Genomic DNA, 21298 nt, shown 5'->3' on the forward strand with positions numbered 1-21298 from the left:
TTAGGCTGCGTGTTTGCCCGCGTAGTCGCGTGCAAACTGAAACGCCACACGACCGCTACGCGAGCCACGCTCTAATGCCCAGACCAAGGCCTCAGGCTTAGCCGCTTCAATTTCAGCTGGCTTGATGCCAAATGAAGCTAACCACTGTGCAGCGATGGCAAGGTATTCATCTTGGCTAAACGGGTAGAAGCTCACCCACAAACCAAAACGCTCGGACAGAGAAATCTTTTCTTCTACGCCCTCACCTGGATGCACCTCACCATCATCGGTGTGCGTGTAAGTGAGGTTTTCTTTCATGTACTCGGGCAACAAGTGGCGACGGTTGCTGGTGGCGTAGATCAACACATTGGGGGTTGCAGCTGCGATGGAGCCATCCAAGATCGACTTGAGCGCTTTGTAGCCTGGCTCGCCATCTTCAAAGCTCAAGTCATCACAAAAAATCATGAATTTTTCGGGGCGCTCAGACACCAACTCGATGATGTCGGGCAAGTCGGTCAGGTCGTCTTTGTCGACCTCAATCAAACGCAGGCCTTGGGAGCCATATTCATTCAAGCAAGCCTTGATGAGCGATGACTTACCCGTGCCACGCGCACCCGTGAGCAACACATTGTTGGCAGGCAAGCCCTTCACAAACTGTTCGGTATTGCGCTGAATTTTTTCTTTCTGTCCGTCGATCTCTTGCAAGTCAGTCAGAGCAAGTTTGGCGACATGACGCACGGGCTCTAAGCCACCACGACCGTTGTTGCGCTTGCGGTAGCGAAAGGCCACGCTGGCTGACCAATCAGGCTCAGCCATGGGCTGAGGTAGCACTTGCTCAATGCGAGCCATCAAAGCTTCGGCGCGTTGCACCAAGCGTTCAAGGGGGTGGAGCGTGTCTGTCATTAGCTTCGGTAGTCAGCATTGATACTGACGTAGTCGTGGCTCAGATCGCAAGTCCACACAGTGTCGCTGGCAGTGCCTCGACCCAAAACCACACGCACGGTGATTTCAGATTGCTTCATCACACGCTGACCATCTTCTTCGCGATACTCAGGGTGACGGCCACCTTGGATCGCAACATGCACATCGTCCAAATACAAATCGATACCCGTTTGATCGAGGTCGGTGATGCCGGCATAACCCACCGCCGCCAAGATGCGTCCTAAATTAGGATCACTGGCGAAGAAAGCAGTTTTCACCAAAGGCGAATGTGCAATCGCATAGGCCACTTGGCGGCACTCCGCGCTGGTGTTGCCACCTTCCACGCGAACCGTGATGAATTTGGTCGCGCCTTCACCATCGCGCACGATGGCTTGCGCCAGTTGACGCGCCACTTGCAACATCGCTTGCAACAAGGCTTGGCCCTCTGCACTTTGCAAACTGGTGATGGGGGCGTGGTTGGCTTTGTTGGTGGCAATGACCACAAACGAGTCGTTGGTGGACGTGTCACCATCTACCGTGATGCGGTTGAATGACCCCTCAGCCAAAGCCAAAGACAGCTCTTTCATCAGCATGGGTGCCACACAGGCATCGGTGGCCACATAGCCCAACATGGTGGCCATATTCGGGCGAATCATGCCAGCGCCCTTGCTGATACCAGTCACACTGACCGTGGCCTCGCCAATTTTCACTTGCGTACTGGCGGCTTTGGGAACGGTGTCAGTCGTCATGATGCCCTCTGCGGCATCGGCCCATTGCTGCGCACTGCCCGCTTGACCAGCGGCTGCAATAGCCGCAGGCATGCCTGCAATGATGCGGTCGTGCGGCAGAGGCTCCATGATCACGCCCGTTGAAAACGGCAACACTTGGTTAGGCGAAATGTGCAGAGCTTCGGCCAATGCAACGCAAGTTTCGCGGGCACGTTTGAGGCCTTCTTCACCCGTACCTGCATTGGCGTTACCCGTGTTCACCACCATGGCGCGAATACCTTGTCCCGCATCCAAATGCTCACGACACACCTGAACAGGTGCAGCGCAAAAACGGTTTTGCGTGAACACACCGCTCACCGACGCACCTTCGTCGATCAACACAACCGTCAAATCTTTGCGATCTGCTTTGCGAATACCAGCTTGCGTGACGCCTATGCGCACACCTGCAATGGCGTGCAAATCAGCGGGATTGGGAGGATTGAGATGAACTGACATGTTGATTTAAGCCAACTTACCGTGGCATTGCTTGTATTTCTTACCACTGCCACAGGGGCATGGATCGTTGCGACCAACGGGCGGCATTTGCGCGGCAAAGGTGGCCTCGTCGGCTGTGATCACCGCTTGACCGGATTCATCAGGCGCGGTGTAGGTGACGTTGTGCAAATTCTCTGCACGGTCTTCCAACTCCGTGGCGGCTTGCTCGATTTGTTCATTGGATTCAATACGAACCGTCATCAACACGCGAGTGACTTCATTCTTGACCAGGTCAAGCAACTGACCAAACAACTCAAACGCTTCGCGCTTGTATTCTTGCTTGGGTTGCTTTTGGGCGTAGCCTCGTAAGTGAATGCCTTGGCGCAAATAGTCCAAGGCCGCCAAATGCTCGCGCCAATGACTGTCAATGTTTTGCAACAGCACCACACGCATAAAGGGCGTGAACTGCTCAATGCCCACACGGTCGAGTTTGGCTTGGAATGCTGCATGCGCAGCTTCAATCACTTGCTCAAGAATTTCTTCATCGGTGATCGCTGAGGCTTGTTGCACAGTCGCTTGCAATGGCAATTCAATCAACCACTCATTCAACAAGGCACGCTCTAAGCCAACGATGTCCCATTGCTCTTCCACCGATTCTTCCGGCACATACTGACGCACCAAATCAGTAAACGCGCCCTCACGCAAGCTCGCGATTTGAGCGGTCAAATCGGCAGCATCCAAGATGTCGTTGCGTTGTTGGTAAATCACACGGCGTTGGTCGTTGGACACATCGTCGTATTCCAGCAATTGTTTGCGAATGTCAAAGTTGCGTGCTTCGACTTTGCGCTGCGCGCTTTCGATGCTGCGTGTCACGATGCCAGCTTCAATGGCTTCGCCTTCAGGCATCTTCAAACGATCCATGATGGCTTTGACACGCTCACCGGCAAAGATGCGCATGAGGGAGTCATCCAAGCTCAAATAGAAACGCGATGAGCCTGGATCACCTTGACGACCCGAGCGACCACGCAATTGGTTGTCAATGCGGCGTGATTCGTGACGCTCTGTGGCAATGATGCGCAAGCCGCCCAAGGCTTTGACTTGCTCATGATCTTTACCCCACTGCACACGCAATGCATCGATTTGCTTTTGCTTCTCAGCAGCGTCCAATGATTCGTCAGCTTCCACATCAGCAATGGCTTTTTCAACGTTACCGCCTAGCACGATGTCCGTGCCACGACCTGCCATGTTCGTGGCAATCGTGATCATCTTGGCGCGGCCAGCTTGCGCAATGATGGTCGCTTCGCTGGCGTGCTGTTTGGCATTCAACACTTGATGCGGCAGCTTGGCCTTGTCGAGCATCTCAGAGATCAACTCTGAATTTTCAATCGAAGTGGTACCCACCAACACCGGTTGACCACGCTCGTAGCATTCGCGAATGTCGTCAATCGCGGCTTTGTATTTTTCTGCGGTGGTTTTGTAAACACGGTCCAATTGGTCTTCGCGTTTGCTCACACGGTTGGGTGGAATCACCACAGTTTCCAAGCCGTAGATTTCTTGGAATTCGTAGGCTTCGGTATCTGCCGTACCCGTCATACCGCCGAGCTTGGCGTACAAGCGGAAATAGTTTTGGAAGGTGATGGACGCAAGCGTTTGGTTCTCGGCTTGAATCTCGACACCTTCTTTGGCTTCCACCGCCTGGTGCAAGCCATCGCTCCAGCGGCGGCCTGCCATCAAACGACCTGTGAACTCATCCACGATGGTGATCTCACCGTTTTGCACCACATAGTGTTGGTCGCGGTGGTACAAGTGGTTGGCACGCAAGGCTGCGTACAGGTGGTGCATCAAGCTGATGTTGGCTGGGTCGTACAAGGACGCACCCTCTGGCAACAAGCCATTGGCACTCAAGATGCGCTCTGCATTTTCATGGCCTTGTTCGGTCATGAACACTTGATGCGTTTTTTCATCTACCGTGAAATCACCGGGTTCGATGATGCCCTCGCCTGTGCGCGGATCTTCTTCACCGATTTGACGCTTGAGCAAGGGCACGATGCGATTGATGGCCACATATTGCGCCGTGTGATCGTCTGCTTGACCGCTGATGATGAGCGGTGTGCGTGCTTCGTCGATCAAGATGGAATCCACCTCGTCCACGATGGCGTAGTTGAGTTTGCGTTGTACACGGTCATTGGCTTCATAGACCATGTTGTCGCGCAAATAATCAAAGCCGTATTCGTTGTTTGTGCCATAGGTGATGTCAGCACGGTAGGCGGCTTGTTTTTCTTCGCGCGGCATTTGCGGCAAATTGATGCCCACCGACAAACCGAGCCAGTTGTACAAACGTGCCATCCACTGGGCATCGCGACTGGCCAAATAGTCGTTCACGGTCACCACATGCACACCGTTGCCCGTGAGGGCATTGAGGTACACCGGCAAAGTGGCCGTGAGGGTTTTACCCTCGCCTGTGCGCATTTCAGAAATCTTGCCTTGGTGCAAGGCGATACCGCCTAACAACTGCACATCGAAGTGGCGCATTTTCATCACGCGCTTTGAGGCTTCACGCACCACGGCATAAGCTTCGGGCAGCAATGCATCTAAGGTTTCGCCTTGGGCGATGCGTGATTTGAACTCGTCAGTTTTGCCACGCAAGGCGTCATCGCTGAGCTTCTCCAACGAAGGTTCCAACGCATTGATCTGCGCGACAGTTTTGCGGTATTGCTTGAGTAGGCGCTCGTTGCGGCTACCAAAAATATGAGTCAGGAAAGAAAGAGCCATGCGAGCACTGCGAAGGTCTTGCTTTCAGCTGAAAACAAGGGTCGCAAAATCCTTTTTGTAAGGCTTGATAGAAGCCGAGAATTTTAACCGTCAGCCGCCCCATAATTACTGCATGGCCACTCGCTCTACCCCACATCCAGACACGTTAGCTGCCTATCGCGCTTTGGGTTACAACGCCCCTCCGCGAGCGAAGGTGTCCGTACGTGGCAGATCACAAACTGTCGAACAAGTGGTCGACTCAGCACCTACTTTGGCCCATTTTTCAGCCGTAGCGCGTGACACGCAAAACCGACTCAAAGCCATCGCCCCCTTACTTCCAACCTCTCTGCGTTCTTTGGTTCAATCCGGCGGCGTAGAAGGCGATGTGTGGTGTCTGTTGGTACCGAACAGCGCTGTCGCAGCCAAGCTGCGCCAAACCCTACCCGCTTTGTGCGCGCATTTGCGCACCAAAGGCTGGGATGTGAACACCATTCGCGTCAAGGTCAACACGACGCGCTGACGTGGAATTGCACCGACGAAAAGAAAAACCCGCTACGCCAAAGGCGTAACGGGTTTTATTTTGGTGCCGCTTGTCGGATTCGAACTGACGACCTACCGCTTACAAGGCGGGTGCTCTACCAACTGAGCTAAAGCGGCGCAGGCAGTATTCTAACCTAACTTCTTCGTCTTATTTCACACGCGTGAGTGTTGGACGTCCTGCTGGTGATGTGGGCGTTGGTGGCTCATCATCTGGCACATCTTCGGAATGGGGCGTTTCTACCGCGCTCAACACAGGACGCGCAGGAGAAGATTTTTTAGGCACTGGCGTTGCATCAGAAGCAACACTCATGGGGAAAGCCATGCCTTGTCCGTTTTCACGGGCATAAATCGCCATCACACGATTCACCGGAATGATGATGTCACGCGGCACGCCACCAAAGCGGGCTTTGAATTCAATGTATTCATTACCCAGTGTCATGCCAGCCGTGGCGTCATAGCCCACGTTCAACACAATCTCACCGTTTTTGACGTACTCCATCGGCACTTGCACAGTCTCGTCAACCAAGACCGCCACATAAGGCGTGAAACCACTGTCCGTGCACCACTCGTGCAAAGCACGCAGCAGGTAGGGACGGGTTGAAGATGCGTCTGGAGCGTTCAACATACGACTTACTTGCGCATGACCTTTTCAGAAGGCGTCAACGCCTCGATGTAGGCAGGACGAGAGAAGATGCGCTCTGCATATTTGAGCAAAGGTGCAGCATTCTTCGACAAGTCGATGCCGTAGTGATCCAAGCGCCACAACAGCGGTGCAATGGCCACATCGAGCATGGAGAAGTTCTCACCCAACATGTACTTGTTTTTCAAGAACACGGGGGCCAACTGAGTCAAACGGTCACGGATGTGTGCACGTGCTTTTTCCAACGCTTTGTCGTTGGCTTTGGCCGCGCGAGACTCCAATGTCGACACGTGTGTGAACAACTCTTTTTCGAAGTTCAACAAGAACAGACGCACGCGAGCACGCTCAACAGGATCACCAGGCATCAACTGAGGATGTGGAAAACGCTCATCGATGTACTCGTTGATGATGTTCGATTCATACAAGATCAGATCGCGCTCAACCAAGATTGGCACTTGACCGTATGGATTCATCACATTGATATCTTCGGGCTTGTTGTAAAGATCAACATCGCGAATTTCAAAATCCATGCCTTTTTCAAACAAGACAAAACGGCAGCGATGTGAGTAGGGACACGTGGTTCCCGAATAAAGCACCATCATGATGGGCAGCTCCTAAAAATCAAAAAGAGTGGCAGGCAAACCTGTCACTCCGTGAGGTGACAACGGGCACAAGGCCCGCTGCCGAATTTGCGCAAATTACTTGATGTCTTTCCAGTAGGAAGCATTCAAGCGCCATGCGATGAACATAAAGCCAGCCAAGAACAACAACACAAACACACCCAAACGTGTACGTGTGGTTTGTGCTGGCTCAGCCATCCATGTCAGATAACCAACGAGGTCAGCCATGGCTTCGTCGTACTCTTTTTCAGACAACTTGCCTGGCTTGATTTGTTCCCAGCCTTTGAAGACTTGTTGACCGTCGTGTGACTCGAACACAGCACGGCGTTCGCCTTGCAGTTCCCACAGCACGTGAGGCATACCCACATTCGGGAACACCAAGTTGTTCCAGCCTGTGGCTTTGGTTTCGTCACGGTAGAACGTGCGCATGTAGGTGTAGAGGTAGTCTGCACCTGTGCCATTGTGGCCAGCGCGTGAACGTGCGATCACGGTCAAGTCAGGAGGCGTTGCACCAAACCACTCTTTAGCCTGTTTAGGGTCAATGTTGGATTTCATGGTGTCGCCGACTTTTTCAGTCGTGAACAACAAGTTGTCTTTGATCTGTTGCTCAGTCAAACCAATGTCTTTCAAACGGTTGTAGCGCATGAAAGCGGCTGAGTGGCAGTTCAAGCAGTGGTTCACAAAGATCTTGGCGCCATTTTGCAAGGCGGCTTGATCGTTGATTTTGTTAGGCGCTTTGTCCCAAGCGATGCTGTCGCCAGATGCTTGCGCACCAGCCACCACACCGAGGGTCAATGCCAAGCTGAGAATGATTTTTTTCATGGTTATGTTCTCCGTGAATCTCAGTGAGGCGTGAAAGTGACGCGGTCTGGCACTGGCTTGGTCTCACCGATGCGGCTCCAGATGGGCATCAACAAGAAGAAGCCAAAGTAGAACAAGGTGCCGAGTTGAGACACACGCTCACCAACAGGTGAAGGTGGCTGCACGCCCAAGTAAGCCAAGACAACGAAGTTCACCACGAACACGCCGTACATGTACTTGTGCCAATCAGGACGGTAGCGGATCGACTTCACAGCGCAGTGGTCCAACCATGGCAAGAAGAACAAGATCACAACAGCACCACCCATCACGACCACGCCCCAGAATTTGGCATCGATCGAGAGCATGAGCAAGGACACGAACACAGCCGCACCCACCACGCCAGCTTTGAGCACTTTTGGCAAGTTGGTTTTCACAGCACCAAAGTAGGCACCAGCCAACACGCAAGCGATCAAGACGTACATCATTTCGCTGGTGATCGCACGCAACATCGAATAGAAGGGCGTGAAGTACCACACAGGTGCAATGTGCAACGGTGTCTTCAATGGATCGGCAGGGATGAAGTTGTTGTATTCGAGGAAGTAACCACCGAACTCAGGTGCGAAGAAGATCACAGCGCTGAACACCAACAAGAAGCCGCTCACGCCCAAGATGTCGTGCACGGTGTAGTAAGGGTGGAAAGGCACGCCGTCGAGTGGATGACCGTTGGCATCTTTCGGTGCGTTAGGACCTTTGATTTCGACGCCGTCTGGGTTGTTAGAACCCACTTCGTGCAACGCGATGATGTGCGCCACCACCAAGCCCAATAGGACGAGTGGCACAGCGATCACGTGGAAGCTGAAGAAGCGGTTCAAAGTGGCATCGCTCACCACGTAGTCACCACGAATCAGCAAAGCCAAGTCGGGGCCCACGAAAGGCACAGCAGCAAACAAGTTCACGATCACTTGTGCGCCCCAGTAGGACATTTGGCCCCAAGGCAACAAGTAACCCATGAAGGCTTCAGCCATCAATGCCAAGAAAATGGCACAGCCGAACACCCACACCAATTCACGTGGCTGGCGGTATGAGCCGTAGATCAAACCACGGTACATGTGCAAATACACCACGATGAAGAACGCAGAAGCGCCAGTGGAGTGCATGTAGCGGATCAACCAGCCCCATGGCACGTCGCGCATGATGTATTCAACAGAAGCAAATGCCAAGTTGGCATCAGGCTTGTAGTGCATGACCAAGAAGATACCGGTCACGATTTGAATCACCAGCACCAACATGGCCAACGAGCCAAAGAAGTACCAGAAGTTGAAGTTCTTGGGTGCGTAGTACTCAGACACGTGTTCTTTGACCATCTTAGTCAAAGGAAAACGGTTGTCCACCCAGTTGAGCAGTTTTTCGCCAGCGCTGGCGTTCGGAGAGATTTCTTTAAATTCAGCCATGGTGCGTCCTATCAGGCTTTCTTGTCTTCACCAATGAGCAACTTGGTGTCAGACAGATACATGTGTGGCGGGATTTCGAGGTTATCGGGTGCAGGCTTGTTTTTGAACACGCGACCTGCAATGTCAAACGTCGAACCGTGGCATGGGCACAAGAAGCCACCTTGCCAATCAGCTGGCAACGAAGGTTGCGCACCGGTTTGGAATTTATCGGAAGGCGAGCAACCCAAGTGGGTACAGATGCCGACAGCCACGAAAATTTCGGGCTTGATCGAGCGGTGTTGGTTCTTCGCGTAAGCAGGAATTGGATAAGCCTTGCGATCAGAAGCAGGGTCAGCCAATTGAGATTCGGTCTTGTTCAAAGACTCGACTTGCTCAGGCGTGCGCTTGACGACCCACACGGGCTTACCGCGCCATTCCACAGTCATTTTCTCGCCTGGTTTCAGGGCAGAGATATCGACTTCAACCGCGGCACCGGCGGCTTTGGCACGCTCGGAGGGCTGGAATGTACTAACGAAGGGCACAGCAACTGCTGCACCACCGACTGCACCGGCGCATGTCGAGGCAATCAGCCACGTGCGTTTACTGGTGTCTACTGGGGTGTCACTCATGGGATTCCTCAAACAATCATCACTGGTTGGGCTAACTATTTATTGTAGCTGACCGCCACATGCGCCTCATTAATTCGAAGTGCTTCCACTGCAAGCTCGGGGTAAGACTGCGATAATTCGAATACTTTAATACACACAAGGAAGTTGATATGTTGAAAGAGTTCAAGGCATTTGCGATCCGCGGCAATGTGATTGATTTGGCCGTGGGCGTCATCATTGGCGCAGCATTTGGAAAAATTGTTGACTCGGCAGTGAACGACTTGATCATGCCCATCGTGGCAGCCTTTATTGGCCACCTCGACTTTTCTAACTTCTTCTTGGTCTTGGGACATGCGCCTGAAGGCACCGCCATGACGCTTGATGCGATGAAAAAAGCTGGGGTCCCCGTCTTCGCCTACGGCAACTTCATCACCGTGGCTGTGAACTTTGTGATTTTGGCTTTCATCATTTTCTTAATGATCAAACAAATCAGTCGCCTCAAAGGTAATGCCAACCCCGATGCGGAAACGAAAGAAGAGATTTTGCTGTTGCGTGATATTCGCGACAGCCTCAAAAAGTAAAAAATCAGCGGCACATGGCCTGCGCCATCGCAACAGCTGCCAACAAGCTAGAGGCATCCGCGTTGGCCATGCCTGCCACATCAAATGCAGTTCCGTGATCGGGGCTTGTGCGCACCAAGGGCAGGCCCAAGGTCACATTCACTCCCTGCTCCACACCCAGGTACTTCACTGGAATCAAACCTTGGTCGTGGTACATCGCAATCACCACATCAAACTCACCCGCTTGGCCGTTCTTGGCGCGTGCACGCATGAACACGGTGTCTGGCGCGAACGGGCCACTCACCCACATGCCTTCTGCACGCGCTTGCTGCAACGCAGGAATGATGATGTCTAGCTCTTCACGCCCCATCAATCCACCCTCACCGGCATGAGGATTCAAGCCTGCCACCGCCATGTGTGGGGCTCGACCTGTCACAGCCAACTCGGCGGCATGTGTGATGCGCAGGGTCTGCAAAATATTGTCGACAGTCACAGCTTCTATCGCTTTGCGCAGTGACACATGGATACTGACCAACACGGTTTTCAGCTCAGGATTGGCCAGCATCATGCGCACAGGCATATCGTCGACCGCCACGCCAGCATGCTCGGCAGCACAGGCTTGCAACATTTCGGTGTGCCCCGGAAATGGCACACCCGCCGCGTGCAAGGCCTCTTTGTGCAAAGGTGCCGTGACCACAGCAGACACATCGCCGCGCAGCGCAGCTTGAGCAGCCCACACCACGCAGTCTGCGGCTAACTTACCCGCAGTGGCGCTCACCTTGCCCCACGCTGGCAACTGATCAGCGCTAAGAGGCGGCGTGACTTGCAGCAAAGGAATCGTGCAAGGCGCGGTGATATTCGCAGCCTCTCGGATGTCATGCACCTGTTGAATTTGCATGGGGGGCGGGGGCAGCTCGCACTGTGCCAAGAGCAAGGCCGCACGTTGCATTACCGCCAAATCGCCAACCACCACGCAGCCTTGCATTTGCTCTGGTGCATCACGGAATGCTTTGACGATGATCTCTGGGCCAATGCCCGCCGCATCGCCCATCGTGATGACCATTGGCTTGAAGGTCATGCGGGGTTATCAATCTCGATGAACTGGTGTGTGATACCCAGTTGCTCGGCAACGTGCGCGGCAACTGCAGGCGCACCATAACGCTCGGTGGCGTGATGACCACAGGCCAAAAACGCCACGCCGGTTTCACGGGCCAAGTGCGCTTGCGGCTCTGAAATTTCACCTGTGATAAACGCATCCACACCCGCTGCAATGGCCGCTTCGAAGTAGCTTTGGGCACCGCCCGTGCACCACGCCACTTTGCGAATTTCGCGTGTAGGCGTTTGCACCACCACAGGCTCGCGTTGCAAGGCTGTAGACACCACAGCAGCCAACGCATTCACATTGGCAAATGCTTGGCCGTCGGCATGTGTGCCCCACAGCCCTAAATCTTGTTCACCAAACGCACCTTGCACTTGCAGGCCCAAACGTTTGCCTAGCTGCGCGTTGTTGCCCAACTCGGGGTGTGCATCGAGCGGCAAGTGGTAGGCCAACAAGTTGATGTTGTGCGCCAGTAGCAACTGCAAGCGTTGTTTCATCCAGCCCGTCACCGTGCCGTCTTGACCGCGCCAAAACAAACCGTGGTGCACAAAGATGGCATCGGCCTTGGCCTCAATCGCAGCCTCTATCAATGCGCGGCTGGCGGTCACGCCCGACACGATGTGGCGAACAGTGTCTGCACCTTCGACTTGCAATCCATTGGGGCCATAGTCTTTGAAACGCGCAGGCTGCAGCAAGTCGTTGCAGGCATTCAGCAAAGCTTGGCGGGTGGCGGTTTGGCTCATCGTGCGGCCTTACTTTTGGATCTTAGGTTTAGGGCGTTGCGCGGGCGTTACATCGAGCGTGACGGTTTGGTTACGCCGCACAACTTCGAGCTTGGCAGGCTTACCAGGCGTAAGCGCTGCAATTTGCGTCAACAACTCACCCACATTTTTCACAGGCTGTCCCGCCACTTTCAGCAGCAAGTCACCGGGACGCAGCCCCGCGTTGGCCGCAGGCCCGCTTTGCAACACCCCCGTGACGATCACGCCTTCGGTTTGCTTCAAACCAAACGTCTCTGCCAATTCAGCCGTGAGTTCCATCGGCTCAATACCCACCCAGCCGCGCACCACTTGCCCATCGCGCACGATGCCTTCCAACACTTGGCGAGCTGTCGACACAGGAATGGCAAAGCCAATGCCCATGTTGCCGCCGGAGCGCGAATAGATCGCTGTGTTGATACCAATCAAATTACCGTTCACATCTACCAACGCACCACCTGAATTGCCGGGGTTGATGGCGGCATCGGTTTGGATGAAGTTCTCAAACGTATTGATGCCCAGCTGGTTGCGGCCTAAGGCAGACACAATGCCGCTCGTCACGGTTTGCCCCACGCCAAACGGATTGCCAATGGCCAGCACGCGGTCCCCCACTTGCGCCGTGTCTGAGTTACCCAATGTGATGACGGGCAAGCGGTCAAGTTTGATGCGCAAGATCGCGAGGTCTGTATCGGGGTCCGCACCAATCAATTGCGCAGTGGTACGGCGGCTATCGCTGAGCGTGACTTGAATTTCGGCCGCGCCTTCAATCACATGGTTGTTGGTGAGGATGTAGCCCTCAGGGCTGACGATAACGCCACTGCCCAAACCTTGCTGTGGCGGTTCGTCTTCACGGTCACCGTAAAAGAAGCGAAACCACGGATCGTTTTGCAAAGGATGAGCGGGAGCAATGGCTTGCGTGGTGGCGATGCTCACCACGGCAGGCGAAGCCAATTTGGCAGCCGGGCTGTAGCTACCGGGCATGGTTGTGCCAGAAGCGTTAGGAGCGGCTTCAATCAGCGTCACACCAGAAGTCACTGCCGAAGATCGTGAGTTCACCCACTCGGGCTTTAAGGTGACCAACACAAACCAGATGGCCACCAACACAGTGACCACTTGAGAGAACAACAACCATTGACGTTTCATGGTCTGTTTGCGTTTCGCTTATTCGGCGTCAGGCGCTTGCGTGTGTTTGATGAAGAGTTGCGCGGCCCAAATGCCAATCTCATACAAGATGCACATGGGAATCGCCAGCGCCAGCTGCGACACCACATCGGGCGGCGTCACGATGGCCGCAATGATGAAGGCCAACACGATGAAGTACGAGCGGAAGTCTTTGAGCTTCTCCACCGTCACCACCCCCATGCGGGCCAACACAATCACCACGATGGGCACTTCAAACGCCAAGCCAAAGGCGATGAACATGCTGATGACAAAGCCCAAATACGCCTCGATGTCAGGCGCAGCCATGATGCTTTTGGGCGCAAAACTTTGGATGAACTTGAACACTTGGCCGAACACGAAGAAGTAGCAAAACGCCACACCCACCATAAACAAGACGGTGCTCGACACCACCAAAGGCAGCACCAATTTCTTTTCGTGCGAATACAAACCAGGCGCCACAAATGCCCACACTTGGTAGAGCACCACGGGTAGCGCCATCAAGAATGCCGTCATCAACAAAATTTTCAACGGCACCAAAAAAGGCGAAATGACTGACGTGGCAATCAAGTGCCCGCCCTCTGGCAGCTGTGCCACCAAGGGCGCAGCCAGCAAGTCGTACAACTCAGCGGGGCCGGGATAGATGGCCAAGGCAGCACCCGCCACCAACACGGCAATCGTGGCTTTGACCAAACGGTCACGCAGCTCAATCAAATGCTGCACAAACGGCTGCTCGGTGCCAGCTAGTTCGTCTTGGGGGGAGTGATCAGACATGTTCAGAACGCTTCACAGGGCGAAAACGCGCCACACGGGCTGCGCCAGATAGCGCTTTGGTGCGCACACCTTGACGGGCCTTGTACCAATGCGGCACAGCGCCTCGCTTGAGACGCCATTTCTTGCCTGGGTTTTCATACGTCGGTGGCGGCGGGGCCAACGGCTCGTAATGGTCAGACGACAAACCCGCCGTGGTCTCGGCCCAGTCTTTTTCAAAATCGCTGGCCGTGGTTTGAACGGAGTGCTCCACATCACGGGCCGCAGACTCCATCGTCTCTTTCATCTTCTTGAGCTCTTCGAGCTCCATCGTGCGGTTGACCTCAGCCTTGACATCCGACACATAACGCTTGGCTTTGCCAATCATCGTGCCCAATGTGCGAGCCACACCTGGCAGGCGCTCAGGCCCGATGACCACCAAGGCCACCGCGCTAACCACCGCGATTTTGGAAAAGTCGAGATCAAACAAAGCGAGCGATCAACAGCAATTAAGACTTGTTTTTGACTTCAACGTCGATGGTGTTTTTGTCGGCAGACACAGCGGCAGCAGGCGCGGCTGGCTTGTCTTCCGCAGGCGCGCTGCCGTCTTTCATGCCGTCTTTGAAGCCCTTCACAGCGCCGCCCAAGTCAGAGCCCAAGTTCTTGAGCTTCTTGGTACCGAACACCATGATGACGATCAGCAACACGATCAGCCAATGCCAAATTGAAAACGAACCCATGTGGAACTCCTAAATTTACTCAGTCAATTCTAATCAGCCGCGCAGCCATGGGCGGGGTCCCCCCATGACATGCCAGTGCATGTGGTGGACTTCTTGCCCACCTTCCGCGCCCGTATTGGTCACGATACGAAACCCGCCTTCGGGGTAAGGGTTGCACCCCTCTTGCAAAGCCAGCTTAGGCGCCAGCAACATCATGCGGCCCAGCAAGCCCTCATGCTCTGACGTGGCATGTGCCACCGATGGAATGTGCAACTTAGGGATGATCAAAAAATGTACAGGCGCCCAAGGGTTGATGTCGTGAAACGCAAACAACTCCTCGTCTTCATACACCTTGCGCGAGGGAATCTTGCCCGCAATGATTTTGCAAAAAATGCAGTTCTCGTCTGTCACGCTCATCACTCCCCTGCCGCTTCGCGGGCTTGCGCTTTGCGCAAAGCTTTTTCTTCCAAGCCGCTCAAACCTTCGCGGCGCGCCAACTCGTTCACCACGTCGGCGGGTGTGAGGCCATAGTGCGCCAAAGCAATCATGCTGTGGAACCACAGGTCGGCCACTTCGTACACTAGCTTAGAGGCGTCACCGCCGTGGTCCACATCTTTGGCGGCCATCACGGTTTCGGTGGCCTCTTCGCCAATCTTCTTCAAAAAGGCATCGGGCCCTTTGTGCAGCAGGCGAGCCACATAGCTTTTTTCGGGGTCGCCACCGTTGGCGGGCTTACGGCTTTCCACCACAGCCGCGAGGCGGTCAAGAATGTCTTGGTTAGTCATGACGTTCACTTGTAAATCGATTCGGGGTCTTTCAGCACAGGCTCGCAGGCATGCCATGCGTCACCTTCTAAGCGCTGATAAAAACAGCTATGGCGGCCAGTATGACAGGCAATGCCGGGCGTGTGCCCCTCTTGAGTCACCTTGAGCAACACCACGTCGTTGTCGCAATCCATGCGAATGTCGTGCACCGTTTGCACATGGCCCGACTCCTCGCCCTTGAACCACAGCTTGTTGCGTGAGCGGCTGAAATACACAGCACGCTTGAGCTCAGCCGTTTTTTGCAACGCCTCGCGGTTCATCCACGCAAACATCAGCACGTCGCCGCTGTCTTTTTCTTGGGCAATCACGGGCACCAGCCCCTTGTCGTCCCATTTGATGTTGTCTAGCCAATTCATAGGGGGGTGATCTTAAGGCAAGCTGTCATCACATAGCTTTGCCACATTTCTATGTGTATAGATTGTTTTACGAAACCGACGAGGTGTATCACCCAATTGCGACTGTCCTCGTAGTTGCACTGACTAACGATTCGTTACGCATATCTACGAGACTACTCGCTGTGGTTATGTGAAATGATGAAGCTAGCTTACGCGACGCCAAAATTTAACATCTAGGTCCACCTTATTGACGCCATCAATACGTGCGACTTCAGCAGCAAAATTCTGAAACAGCGCACTGTCTTTAGACTGTAGATGAATAACCCCAGGCCAACGAGGCAGTTTGCCTCGACCTGCAATTTGCTTGAGTCCCTTCGCAACATGACTATCAAGTGGCACTTCTAACCAAGCCTGTATCAACTGCAACTTATGGTGAGCAGAAAGGTACTTGTTATAGGCGCACCCTCGAAGAAAAATATTAAGAAACTTTCTGGTACTACCCCACGTCTGCGCCCCCTTCGGGAGACTTACTTTCAGTTCATTAGTTGCCTTATCCAACTCTGCCAGAAACTCGGCCTCAGACTGCTTGTGAAAACGTTCTATCTGCAATTTCCCAAGAAAAGTGCGAGCCGCGTGAATCGTTCCTCTCGGCCCCATTCCACGCGCAGTCGAGGCACCAACTGACGTACTTGCCTGGCGTTCCCGAAGATATCCAAGGTATTCAGTATTCCGCAGCATCATCTGCATGGACTAAATTCAAGTTGATCAATATCACCTCCACTGGGCTTTTCAGAAAGGAATTTCATCATCCATTTCAACGAAACCAGATACAGGCCGAGCGCCTAGGCGCTTCGATTTCTGCGCTGTAAGCGTCAGTATGTCTCTATGCCCTTCAACCCAACGAATTCCTTCTGGCGTAACTTGGTAGTGCTTAACGTCTTGAGTATCGAATCCAGAACTCTCCTCCACTATTCGCTCAAGAATCAGACCGCGCCTCATTAGCCCAGTAATTCCAAGGGCAAGCGCCACATCATTAAAACCCTCTGCCTTAAGCTTCTGCTCGAGATCCCAATGCGAAATACTTCCAACTGGCGTCGGCCAAAATGCGAATGCAAGTGTGAGGACTGAAACCTCGTACTTCTCAAGATCAACAGGCGCTAGGCTGCCTGGCTTTAAGGTAAGGGACGATGAAATTCGCTGCTCCGTTGAGAGCTGATTCTTGACTAAGCGAACAATGTCACGCTCCAAATCTTCATATCCACTCTTGGAATCAGTACGATAAAGAATAACGGGGCGATGCTGAATATCGAAAGGAAGCCGCGTCCTAACAGCTTTATCGCACAAGATTACCGCTGGCCTATTCATCGCCAACGCATATCCCAGCTCCAACCAAACATTAGGGTTGTCTTCAGAAACTTCTGCTATGCAAATAGCGGCTGCCTCGATAGCACGCTCTATCTTGTCAATAACGGGATTCAAACCGAGAATCTCGTCGGCGCGCTGTGGGTCCACTCCAGCCTTCTCAAGTGCAGGTTTAACTGTCTCGAGATACCGACGATCGTACTTTCCATTGTCGAAAGCTTGAATGACGAAGCAGGTAGGCTTCGGCGCATCATTGTTACTGTCCATACGTTGCGGCAATTTATGCAATCTAACTTTAAAGTAAACGAGCTGACGTCTACTGAATAACATGGCTGCACGCTATGCGAAAAATTCAGCAACATCATTGGCTCACCTCTGGTAGTCCATGCGTTGAATCCATTGCGTAAGTGTATTCAATATAGATACTATAACTTTAAAAATATCAATAAATATACCTATTGAGATTTACAAAATACAAAAACATAGCGCTTCTACATTGCAGGTGCCCGAACTATTACAGCCGTACCGGAATCCCACGCTTCCGCATCCGCTCTTTCGCCTGCTGCACGGTGTACTCGCCGTAGTGAAAGATGCTCGCGGCCAGCACGGCGTCAGCGCCGCCTTGTTGCACACCATCGGCCAAGTGGTCTAGGTTGCCCACGCCGCCTGATGCAATCACAGGCACGGGCACGAGGTCGGACACAGCGCGGGTGAGCTGCAAGTCAAAGCCGCTCTTTGTGCCGTCGCGGTCCATGCTGGTGAGCAAGATTTCGCCTGCGCCGTAGTCGGCCATTTGTTTGGCCCATGCCACAGCATCTAAGCCCACGTTTTTACGGCCACCGTGGCTGAACACATCCCAGCCGGGACCGACGGGCAAGCCGTTGGCGCCCACGCGTTGTTCGTCTTCTGCGGTGCGACGTTTGGCGTCGATGGCCACGACGATGCACTGCGCGCCGTATTTGGCCGACGCATCGCGAATGACTTGAGGGTTGGCAATGGCGGCTGAGTTAAAGCTCACTTTGTCAGCGCCAGCGTTGAGCATGCGGCGCACGTCGTCGACGGTGCGCACACCACCGCCCACGGTGAGAGGGATGAACACTTGGCTGGCCACGGCTTCAATGATGTGAAGAATCACATCGCGGGCGTCGCTGGTGGCGGTGATGTCCAAGAAGGTGAGCTCGTCAGCGCCTTGGTCGTTGTAGCGTGCGGCAATTTCTACGGGGTCACCTGCGTCGCGCAGCTCCACAAAGTTGACGCCTTTGACCACGCGACCACCGGTCACGTCCAAGCAAGGGATGATGCGCTTAGCCAGCATAAAAATTCACATTCAATTTCAAGAAACCGTCAAACGTTGCCAGCCCGACCATTGGCCGCCTGCTGGCACTTGCACGGGTGTGTAGACCTGCGCGGCTTCGACGCACAACATGTGGGCAAAGCCATCGCGGGGCATGTCAGCCAGGCCGGCGCATTTGCCTTCACCAGGGTTCCACACCACGGTGTTGGCCCAAGTGGGGCTTTGTTCAATCAGCAAACTGCCTTGGCCGTCTTGCAGGCGCAAGGGCTGCGTCGATGCGGTGTAGACACGGTCAAACTCGCCATCGAAGTACAGCACGTCGTCGGCCATGCCGTGTACATCGGCCACGGCGTCCCATTCTTCGAGACCACCCAAGCCTTGCAAGTCGGTGAGGTCTATGTCATCTACCGCGAAATAGGTATGCAACGCGCCTGTGAACTGCAAGGCTTGCGTGTCGGTGTTGTTTACCTGCAAGTCGAGTTGCAAGCTGCCAGCCGAGAGATGCACGCTCAGTTGCACCACAAAGTCTTGCGGCCAAACATCGCGTGTTTCATTGCTGCTGCGCCATTCAAAAGTGATTTGTGAGGCGGCTGCGTGAAGCTCAGAGCCGACCAACTGCCACTGGCTGTTACGGGCAAAGCCATGCTTGGGCAAGGTGCCGCGCATGTTGAACTGAGGCCAGCACACGGGCACACCTCCGCGAATGGCGCTGCGGCCATCCCATTTGTTGGCAGGACTCAAGAACATGCGTTCGCGCCCTTGCGCCACCCACGACAACACATGCGCGCCCTGCTCGGCCACCAGCACGCTGTCGCCGTTGGGCAAAGCCAGTTGGTGGCAAGGCAAGCCTTGAAAATTCACAGAGCTGAGGGTGGGCATAGCGCGATCAAAGTAAAACGTGTGGTTCGCATCGCCCAAAGCGCCACAAAGGGCGCTCTAGGCATTTAGCCGTTCAATTCATCCGCACGTGCTTGCGCCGCTTGGAAGTCCAAGTCGCCGCTGTAGATGGCACGGCCACAAATGACGCCCTCGACGCCTTCGTCTTCGACGGCGCAGAGTTGCTCAATGTCGGCCATGTTGGACAAGCCGCCCGAGGCGATGATCGGGATAGACACGGCTTGGGCCAGCTTGACGGTGGCGTCAATGTTGATGCCTGTCAGCATGCCATCGCGGCCAATGTCGGTGTAGATGATGGACTCGACACCGTAGTCTTCATACTTCTTGCCGAGGTCGGCCACGTCGTGACCTGTGAGCTTGCTCCAACCGTCGGTCGCCACTTTGCCGTCTTTGGCATCGAGGCCGACGATGATGTGGCCGCCAAAGGCGCTGCACGCATCACGCAAGAAGCCGGGGTTTTTCACGGCGGCGGTGCCGATGATGACGTATTGCAAGCCAGCATCGATGTATTTTTCAATCGTGTCGAGGTCGCGAATGCCGCCACCCAACTGCACCGGAATATCGTGACCCACTGCTTTCAAAATGGCTTTGATGGCGGCCTTGTTTTGAGGCGTGCCAGCAAACGCACCGTTCAAGTCCACCAAGTGCAAGCGACGCGCACCCTTGGCCACCCAGTTGAGCGCCATTTGCGCGGGGTCTTCGCCGAAGGTGGTGGATTGCTCCATGTCACCTTGTTTGAGGCGCACGCAGTGTCCGTCTTTGAGGTCAATGGCGGGAATGAGATACATGATGAGTCAGAGGTTCAAGGGTTCCAGTGCAAAAAGTTGCGGTACAGGGCCAAGCCATGCGCTGCACTTTTTTCCGGGTGAAATTGTGTCGCAAAAATGTTGTCGCGTGCCACGGCACATGTAAAAAGACCGCCGTAGTCTGTTTGCGCTGCGCTGTGCGCTTCGTTGGCAGGTCGGGCGTAGAAGCTGTGCACGAAATAGAAGTAGCTGCCTGCGGGCACATCGGTCCACATGAAATGCGGGCGTGTGGGCTGCACTTGGTTCCAGCCCATTTGCGGCACCTTAAAGCGGCTGCCATCGGCTTGGGTGCGGCCCGCCAAATCAAACTGCACCACCTCGCCGGGGATAAGTCCTAGGCTGGGTGTGTCACCCTCGGCGCTGTGGTCGAGCAACATTTGCATGCCCACGCACACACCAAACAGGGGCTTTTTGTGGGCGGCATCCATCACGGCGTCGAACATGCCGGAATCACGCAGCTCGCGCATGCAATCGGGCATCGCACCTTGGCCGGGCAAGACCACGCGATGCGCGTCGCGCACCACTTGAGGGTCAGACGTGACCACCACCTCAGCATGGTCGACCACCGAAGCGGCGTGCATCACCGCTTGCGCCACCGAGCGCAGATTGCCCATGCCGTAGTCGACCACGGCAACTTTGTTACTCACAGGCTACCTTTGGTGGAGGGAATGACGCCAGCCGAACGGGGGTCGAGCTCGAGCGCCGAGCGCAGTGCGCGGGCAAAGGCTTTGAACACGGTCTCAGCTTGGTGGTGCGCGTTTTCGCCGCGCAGGTTGTCGATGTGCAGGGTAACCAAGGCGTGGTTCACAAAGCCTTGGAAAAACTCGTAAGCGAGTTGGCTGTCGAACTCGCCAATCATGCCGCTCTTGAACGGCACGTGCATGACCAAACCTGGACGACCAGAGAAATCCACCACCACGCGGCTCAAAGCTTCGTCGAGCGGCACATAGGCGTGGCCGTAGCGGCGAATGCCTTTTTTGTCGCCCACGGCTTTGGCGAACGCTTGGCCCAAAGTGATGCCCACATCTTCCACGGTGTGGTGGCCGTCGATGTGCAAATCGCCTTTGGCTTGAATGTCGAGGTCAATCAAACCGTGACGCGCGATTTGGTCGAGCATGTGGTCAAAGAAACCAATGCCTGTCGAGAGATTGGCTTTACCCGTGCCGTCGAGGTTAACCTTGACGGTGATTTGGGTTTCGTTGGTATTGCGAGTGATTTCGGCTTGGCGCATGAAACGCTTTCAA

General features: G+C 54.4%; 26 protein-coding genes and 1 tRNA gene. 2 read left to right on the top strand and 25 right to left on the bottom strand.

Annotated elements, in window-relative coordinates:
* From QMG27_RS10930 to secA, 3 genes are read right to left on the bottom strand one after another with little or no spacing between them, the layout of a single operon-like run.
* The gene (locus QMG27_RS10930) at nucleotides 1-882 is read right to left on the bottom strand and encodes an ATP-binding protein (protein ID WP_281811281.1); all 882 of its coding nucleotides are present in this window, start codon (nucleotides 880-882) and stop codon (nucleotides 1-3) included.
* Nucleotides 882-2123: a bifunctional glutamate N-acetyltransferase/amino-acid acetyltransferase ArgJ gene (gene argJ, locus QMG27_RS10935; RefSeq protein ID WP_281811283.1), complete on the bottom strand. Its 1242-nt coding sequence runs from the start codon at nucleotides 2121-2123 to the stop codon at nucleotides 882-884. Before argJ ends, QMG27_RS10930 begins: the two co-directional genes overlap by 1 nt.
* Before the next feature lie 6 nt (nucleotides 2124-2129).
* On the bottom strand, nucleotides 2130-4874 hold the full coding sequence (gene secA / locus QMG27_RS10940; protein WP_281811285.1) for a preprotein translocase subunit SecA: 2745 nt from the start codon (nucleotides 4872-4874) through the stop codon (nucleotides 2130-2132).
* 112 nt (nucleotides 4875-4986) lie between these two features.
* Here secA and QMG27_RS10945 point away from each other — a divergent pair, with 112 nt between their 5' ends.
* Nucleotides 4987-5373, top strand: a complete 387-nt coding sequence (locus QMG27_RS10945; RefSeq protein ID WP_348773619.1) for a hypothetical protein — start codon at nucleotides 4987-4989, stop codon at nucleotides 5371-5373.
* Between the two features lie 61 nt (nucleotides 5374-5434).
* On the opposite strand, the gene QMG27_RS10950 is transcribed toward QMG27_RS10945, so the two are convergent.
* The 6 genes from QMG27_RS10950 to petA all read right to left on the bottom strand — a co-directional run bounded on the left by QMG27_RS10950 (nucleotide 5435) and on the right by petA (nucleotide 9513).
* Nucleotides 5435-5510 (bottom strand) — tRNA-Thr (locus QMG27_RS10950).
* Between the two features lie 31 nt (nucleotides 5511-5541).
* A complete protein-coding gene (locus QMG27_RS10955; protein ID WP_281811286.1) occupies nucleotides 5542-6018 on the bottom strand; it encodes a ClpXP protease specificity-enhancing factor in 477 nt (158 codons plus the stop codon).
* Between the two features lie 5 nt (nucleotides 6019-6023).
* Nucleotides 6024-6635 carry a glutathione S-transferase N-terminal domain-containing protein gene (locus QMG27_RS10960; RefSeq protein ID WP_108358321.1) on the bottom strand — a complete coding sequence of 204 codons (612 nt, stop codon included), beginning with the start codon at nucleotides 6633-6635 and terminating at the stop codon, nucleotides 6024-6026.
* Nucleotides 6636-6731: 96 nt separating this feature from the next.
* Complete coding sequence (locus QMG27_RS10965) at nucleotides 6732-7475, bottom strand: cytochrome c1 (protein WP_281811287.1); 744 nt, start codon at nucleotides 7473-7475, stop codon at nucleotides 6732-6734.
* A gap of 20 nt (nucleotides 7476-7495) precedes the next feature.
* Nucleotides 7496-8905, bottom strand: coding sequence for a cytochrome bc complex cytochrome b subunit (locus QMG27_RS10970; RefSeq protein WP_281811288.1), 1410 nt, complete (start codon nucleotides 8903-8905; stop codon nucleotides 7496-7498).
* 11 nt (nucleotides 8906-8916) lie between these two features.
* A complete protein-coding gene (gene petA, locus QMG27_RS10975; protein ID WP_281811289.1) occupies nucleotides 8917-9513 on the bottom strand; it encodes a ubiquinol-cytochrome c reductase iron-sulfur subunit in 597 nt (198 codons plus the stop codon).
* A gap of 149 nt (nucleotides 9514-9662) precedes the next feature.
* Between petA and mscL the strand changes: the two genes are divergently transcribed.
* On the top strand, nucleotides 9663-10073 hold the full coding sequence (gene mscL / locus QMG27_RS10980; RefSeq protein ID WP_281811290.1) for a large conductance mechanosensitive channel protein MscL: 411 nt from the start codon (nucleotides 9663-9665) through the stop codon (nucleotides 10071-10073).
* A 4-nt stretch (nucleotides 10074-10077) separates the two neighbouring features.
* On the opposite strand, the gene pdxA is transcribed toward mscL, so the two are convergent.
* The 16 genes from pdxA to hisB all read right to left on the bottom strand — a co-directional run bounded on the left by pdxA (nucleotide 10078) and on the right by hisB (nucleotide 21285).
* Nucleotides 10078-11130, bottom strand: coding sequence for a 4-hydroxythreonine-4-phosphate dehydrogenase PdxA (gene pdxA / locus QMG27_RS10985; protein WP_281811291.1), 1053 nt, complete (start codon nucleotides 11128-11130; stop codon nucleotides 10078-10080).
* Entirely contained in the window at nucleotides 11127-11894 is a 768-nt protein-coding gene (locus QMG27_RS10990) for a Nif3-like dinuclear metal center hexameric protein (protein WP_281811292.1), read from the bottom strand. Before QMG27_RS10990 ends, pdxA begins: the two co-directional genes overlap by 4 nt.
* 9 nt (nucleotides 11895-11903) lie before the next feature.
* A complete protein-coding gene (locus tag QMG27_RS10995; RefSeq protein ID WP_281811293.1) occupies nucleotides 11904-13052 on the bottom strand; it encodes a trypsin-like peptidase domain-containing protein in 1149 nt (382 codons plus the stop codon).
* An 18-nt stretch (nucleotides 13053-13070) separates the two neighbouring features.
* Nucleotides 13071-13841 (bottom strand): twin-arginine translocase subunit TatC, encoded by a 771-nt coding sequence (tatC, locus tag QMG27_RS11000; protein ID WP_281811294.1) that lies wholly within the window; start codon nucleotides 13839-13841, stop codon nucleotides 13071-13073.
* Nucleotides 13834-14307, bottom strand: a complete 474-nt coding sequence (tatB, locus tag QMG27_RS11005) for a Sec-independent protein translocase protein TatB (RefSeq protein ID WP_281811295.1) — start codon at nucleotides 14305-14307, stop codon at nucleotides 13834-13836. The genes tatC and tatB overlap by 8 nt, the downstream gene beginning before the upstream one ends.
* Before the next feature lie 19 nt (nucleotides 14308-14326).
* Nucleotides 14327-14557: a Sec-independent protein translocase subunit TatA gene (gene tatA, locus QMG27_RS11010; RefSeq protein WP_108281767.1), complete on the bottom strand. Its 231-nt coding sequence runs from the start codon at nucleotides 14555-14557 to the stop codon at nucleotides 14327-14329.
* A 33-nt stretch (nucleotides 14558-14590) separates the two neighbouring features.
* Nucleotides 14591-14953, bottom strand: a complete 363-nt coding sequence (locus tag QMG27_RS11015) for a histidine triad nucleotide-binding protein (protein ID WP_281811296.1) — start codon at nucleotides 14951-14953, stop codon at nucleotides 14591-14593.
* Nucleotides 14953-15321 carry a phosphoribosyl-ATP diphosphatase gene (locus QMG27_RS11020; RefSeq protein ID WP_281811297.1) on the bottom strand — a complete coding sequence of 123 codons (369 nt, stop codon included), beginning with the start codon at nucleotides 15319-15321 and terminating at the stop codon, nucleotides 14953-14955. Before QMG27_RS11020 ends, QMG27_RS11015 begins: the two co-directional genes overlap by 1 nt.
* Before the next feature lie 5 nt (nucleotides 15322-15326).
* On the bottom strand, nucleotides 15327-15716 hold the full coding sequence (gene hisI / locus QMG27_RS11025; protein ID WP_281811298.1) for a phosphoribosyl-AMP cyclohydrolase: 390 nt from the start codon (nucleotides 15714-15716) through the stop codon (nucleotides 15327-15329).
* 183 nt (nucleotides 15717-15899) lie between these two features.
* The gene (locus QMG27_RS11030) at nucleotides 15900-16442 is read right to left on the bottom strand and encodes a hypothetical protein (protein WP_281811299.1); all 543 of its coding nucleotides are present in this window, start codon (nucleotides 16440-16442) and stop codon (nucleotides 15900-15902) included.
* Nucleotides 16443-16484: 42 nt separating this feature from the next.
* Nucleotides 16485-17324 carry a hypothetical protein gene (locus tag QMG27_RS11035; protein WP_281811300.1) on the bottom strand — a complete coding sequence of 280 codons (840 nt, stop codon included), beginning with the start codon at nucleotides 17322-17324 and terminating at the stop codon, nucleotides 16485-16487.
* Between the two features lie 247 nt (nucleotides 17325-17571).
* On the bottom strand, nucleotides 17572-18372 hold the full coding sequence (gene hisF, locus QMG27_RS11040; RefSeq protein ID WP_281811301.1) for an imidazole glycerol phosphate synthase subunit HisF: 801 nt from the start codon (nucleotides 18370-18372) through the stop codon (nucleotides 17572-17574).
* Nucleotides 18373-18390: 18 nt separating this feature from the next.
* A complete protein-coding gene (locus QMG27_RS11045; protein WP_281811302.1) occupies nucleotides 18391-19230 on the bottom strand; it encodes a D-hexose-6-phosphate mutarotase in 840 nt (279 codons plus the stop codon).
* A 65-nt stretch (nucleotides 19231-19295) separates the two neighbouring features.
* Nucleotides 19296-20036 carry a 1-(5-phosphoribosyl)-5-[(5-phosphoribosylamino)methylideneamino]imidazole-4-carboxamide isomerase gene (gene hisA / locus QMG27_RS11050; RefSeq protein WP_281811303.1) on the bottom strand — a complete coding sequence of 247 codons (741 nt, stop codon included), beginning with the start codon at nucleotides 20034-20036 and terminating at the stop codon, nucleotides 19296-19298.
* Between the two features lie 14 nt (nucleotides 20037-20050).
* Nucleotides 20051-20701 carry an imidazole glycerol phosphate synthase subunit HisH gene (gene hisH, locus QMG27_RS11055; protein ID WP_281811304.1) on the bottom strand — a complete coding sequence of 217 codons (651 nt, stop codon included), beginning with the start codon at nucleotides 20699-20701 and terminating at the stop codon, nucleotides 20051-20053.
* On the bottom strand, nucleotides 20698-21285 hold the full coding sequence (gene hisB / locus QMG27_RS11060) for an imidazoleglycerol-phosphate dehydratase HisB (protein WP_281811305.1): 588 nt from the start codon (nucleotides 21283-21285) through the stop codon (nucleotides 20698-20700). Before hisB ends, hisH begins: the two co-directional genes overlap by 4 nt.
* Nucleotides 21286-21298: the final 13 nt, after the last annotated feature.

The organism is Limnohabitans sp. MORI2 (assembly GCF_027925025.1).
Taxonomy (GTDB): domain Bacteria; phylum Pseudomonadota; class Gammaproteobacteria; order Burkholderiales; family Burkholderiaceae_C; genus Limnohabitans.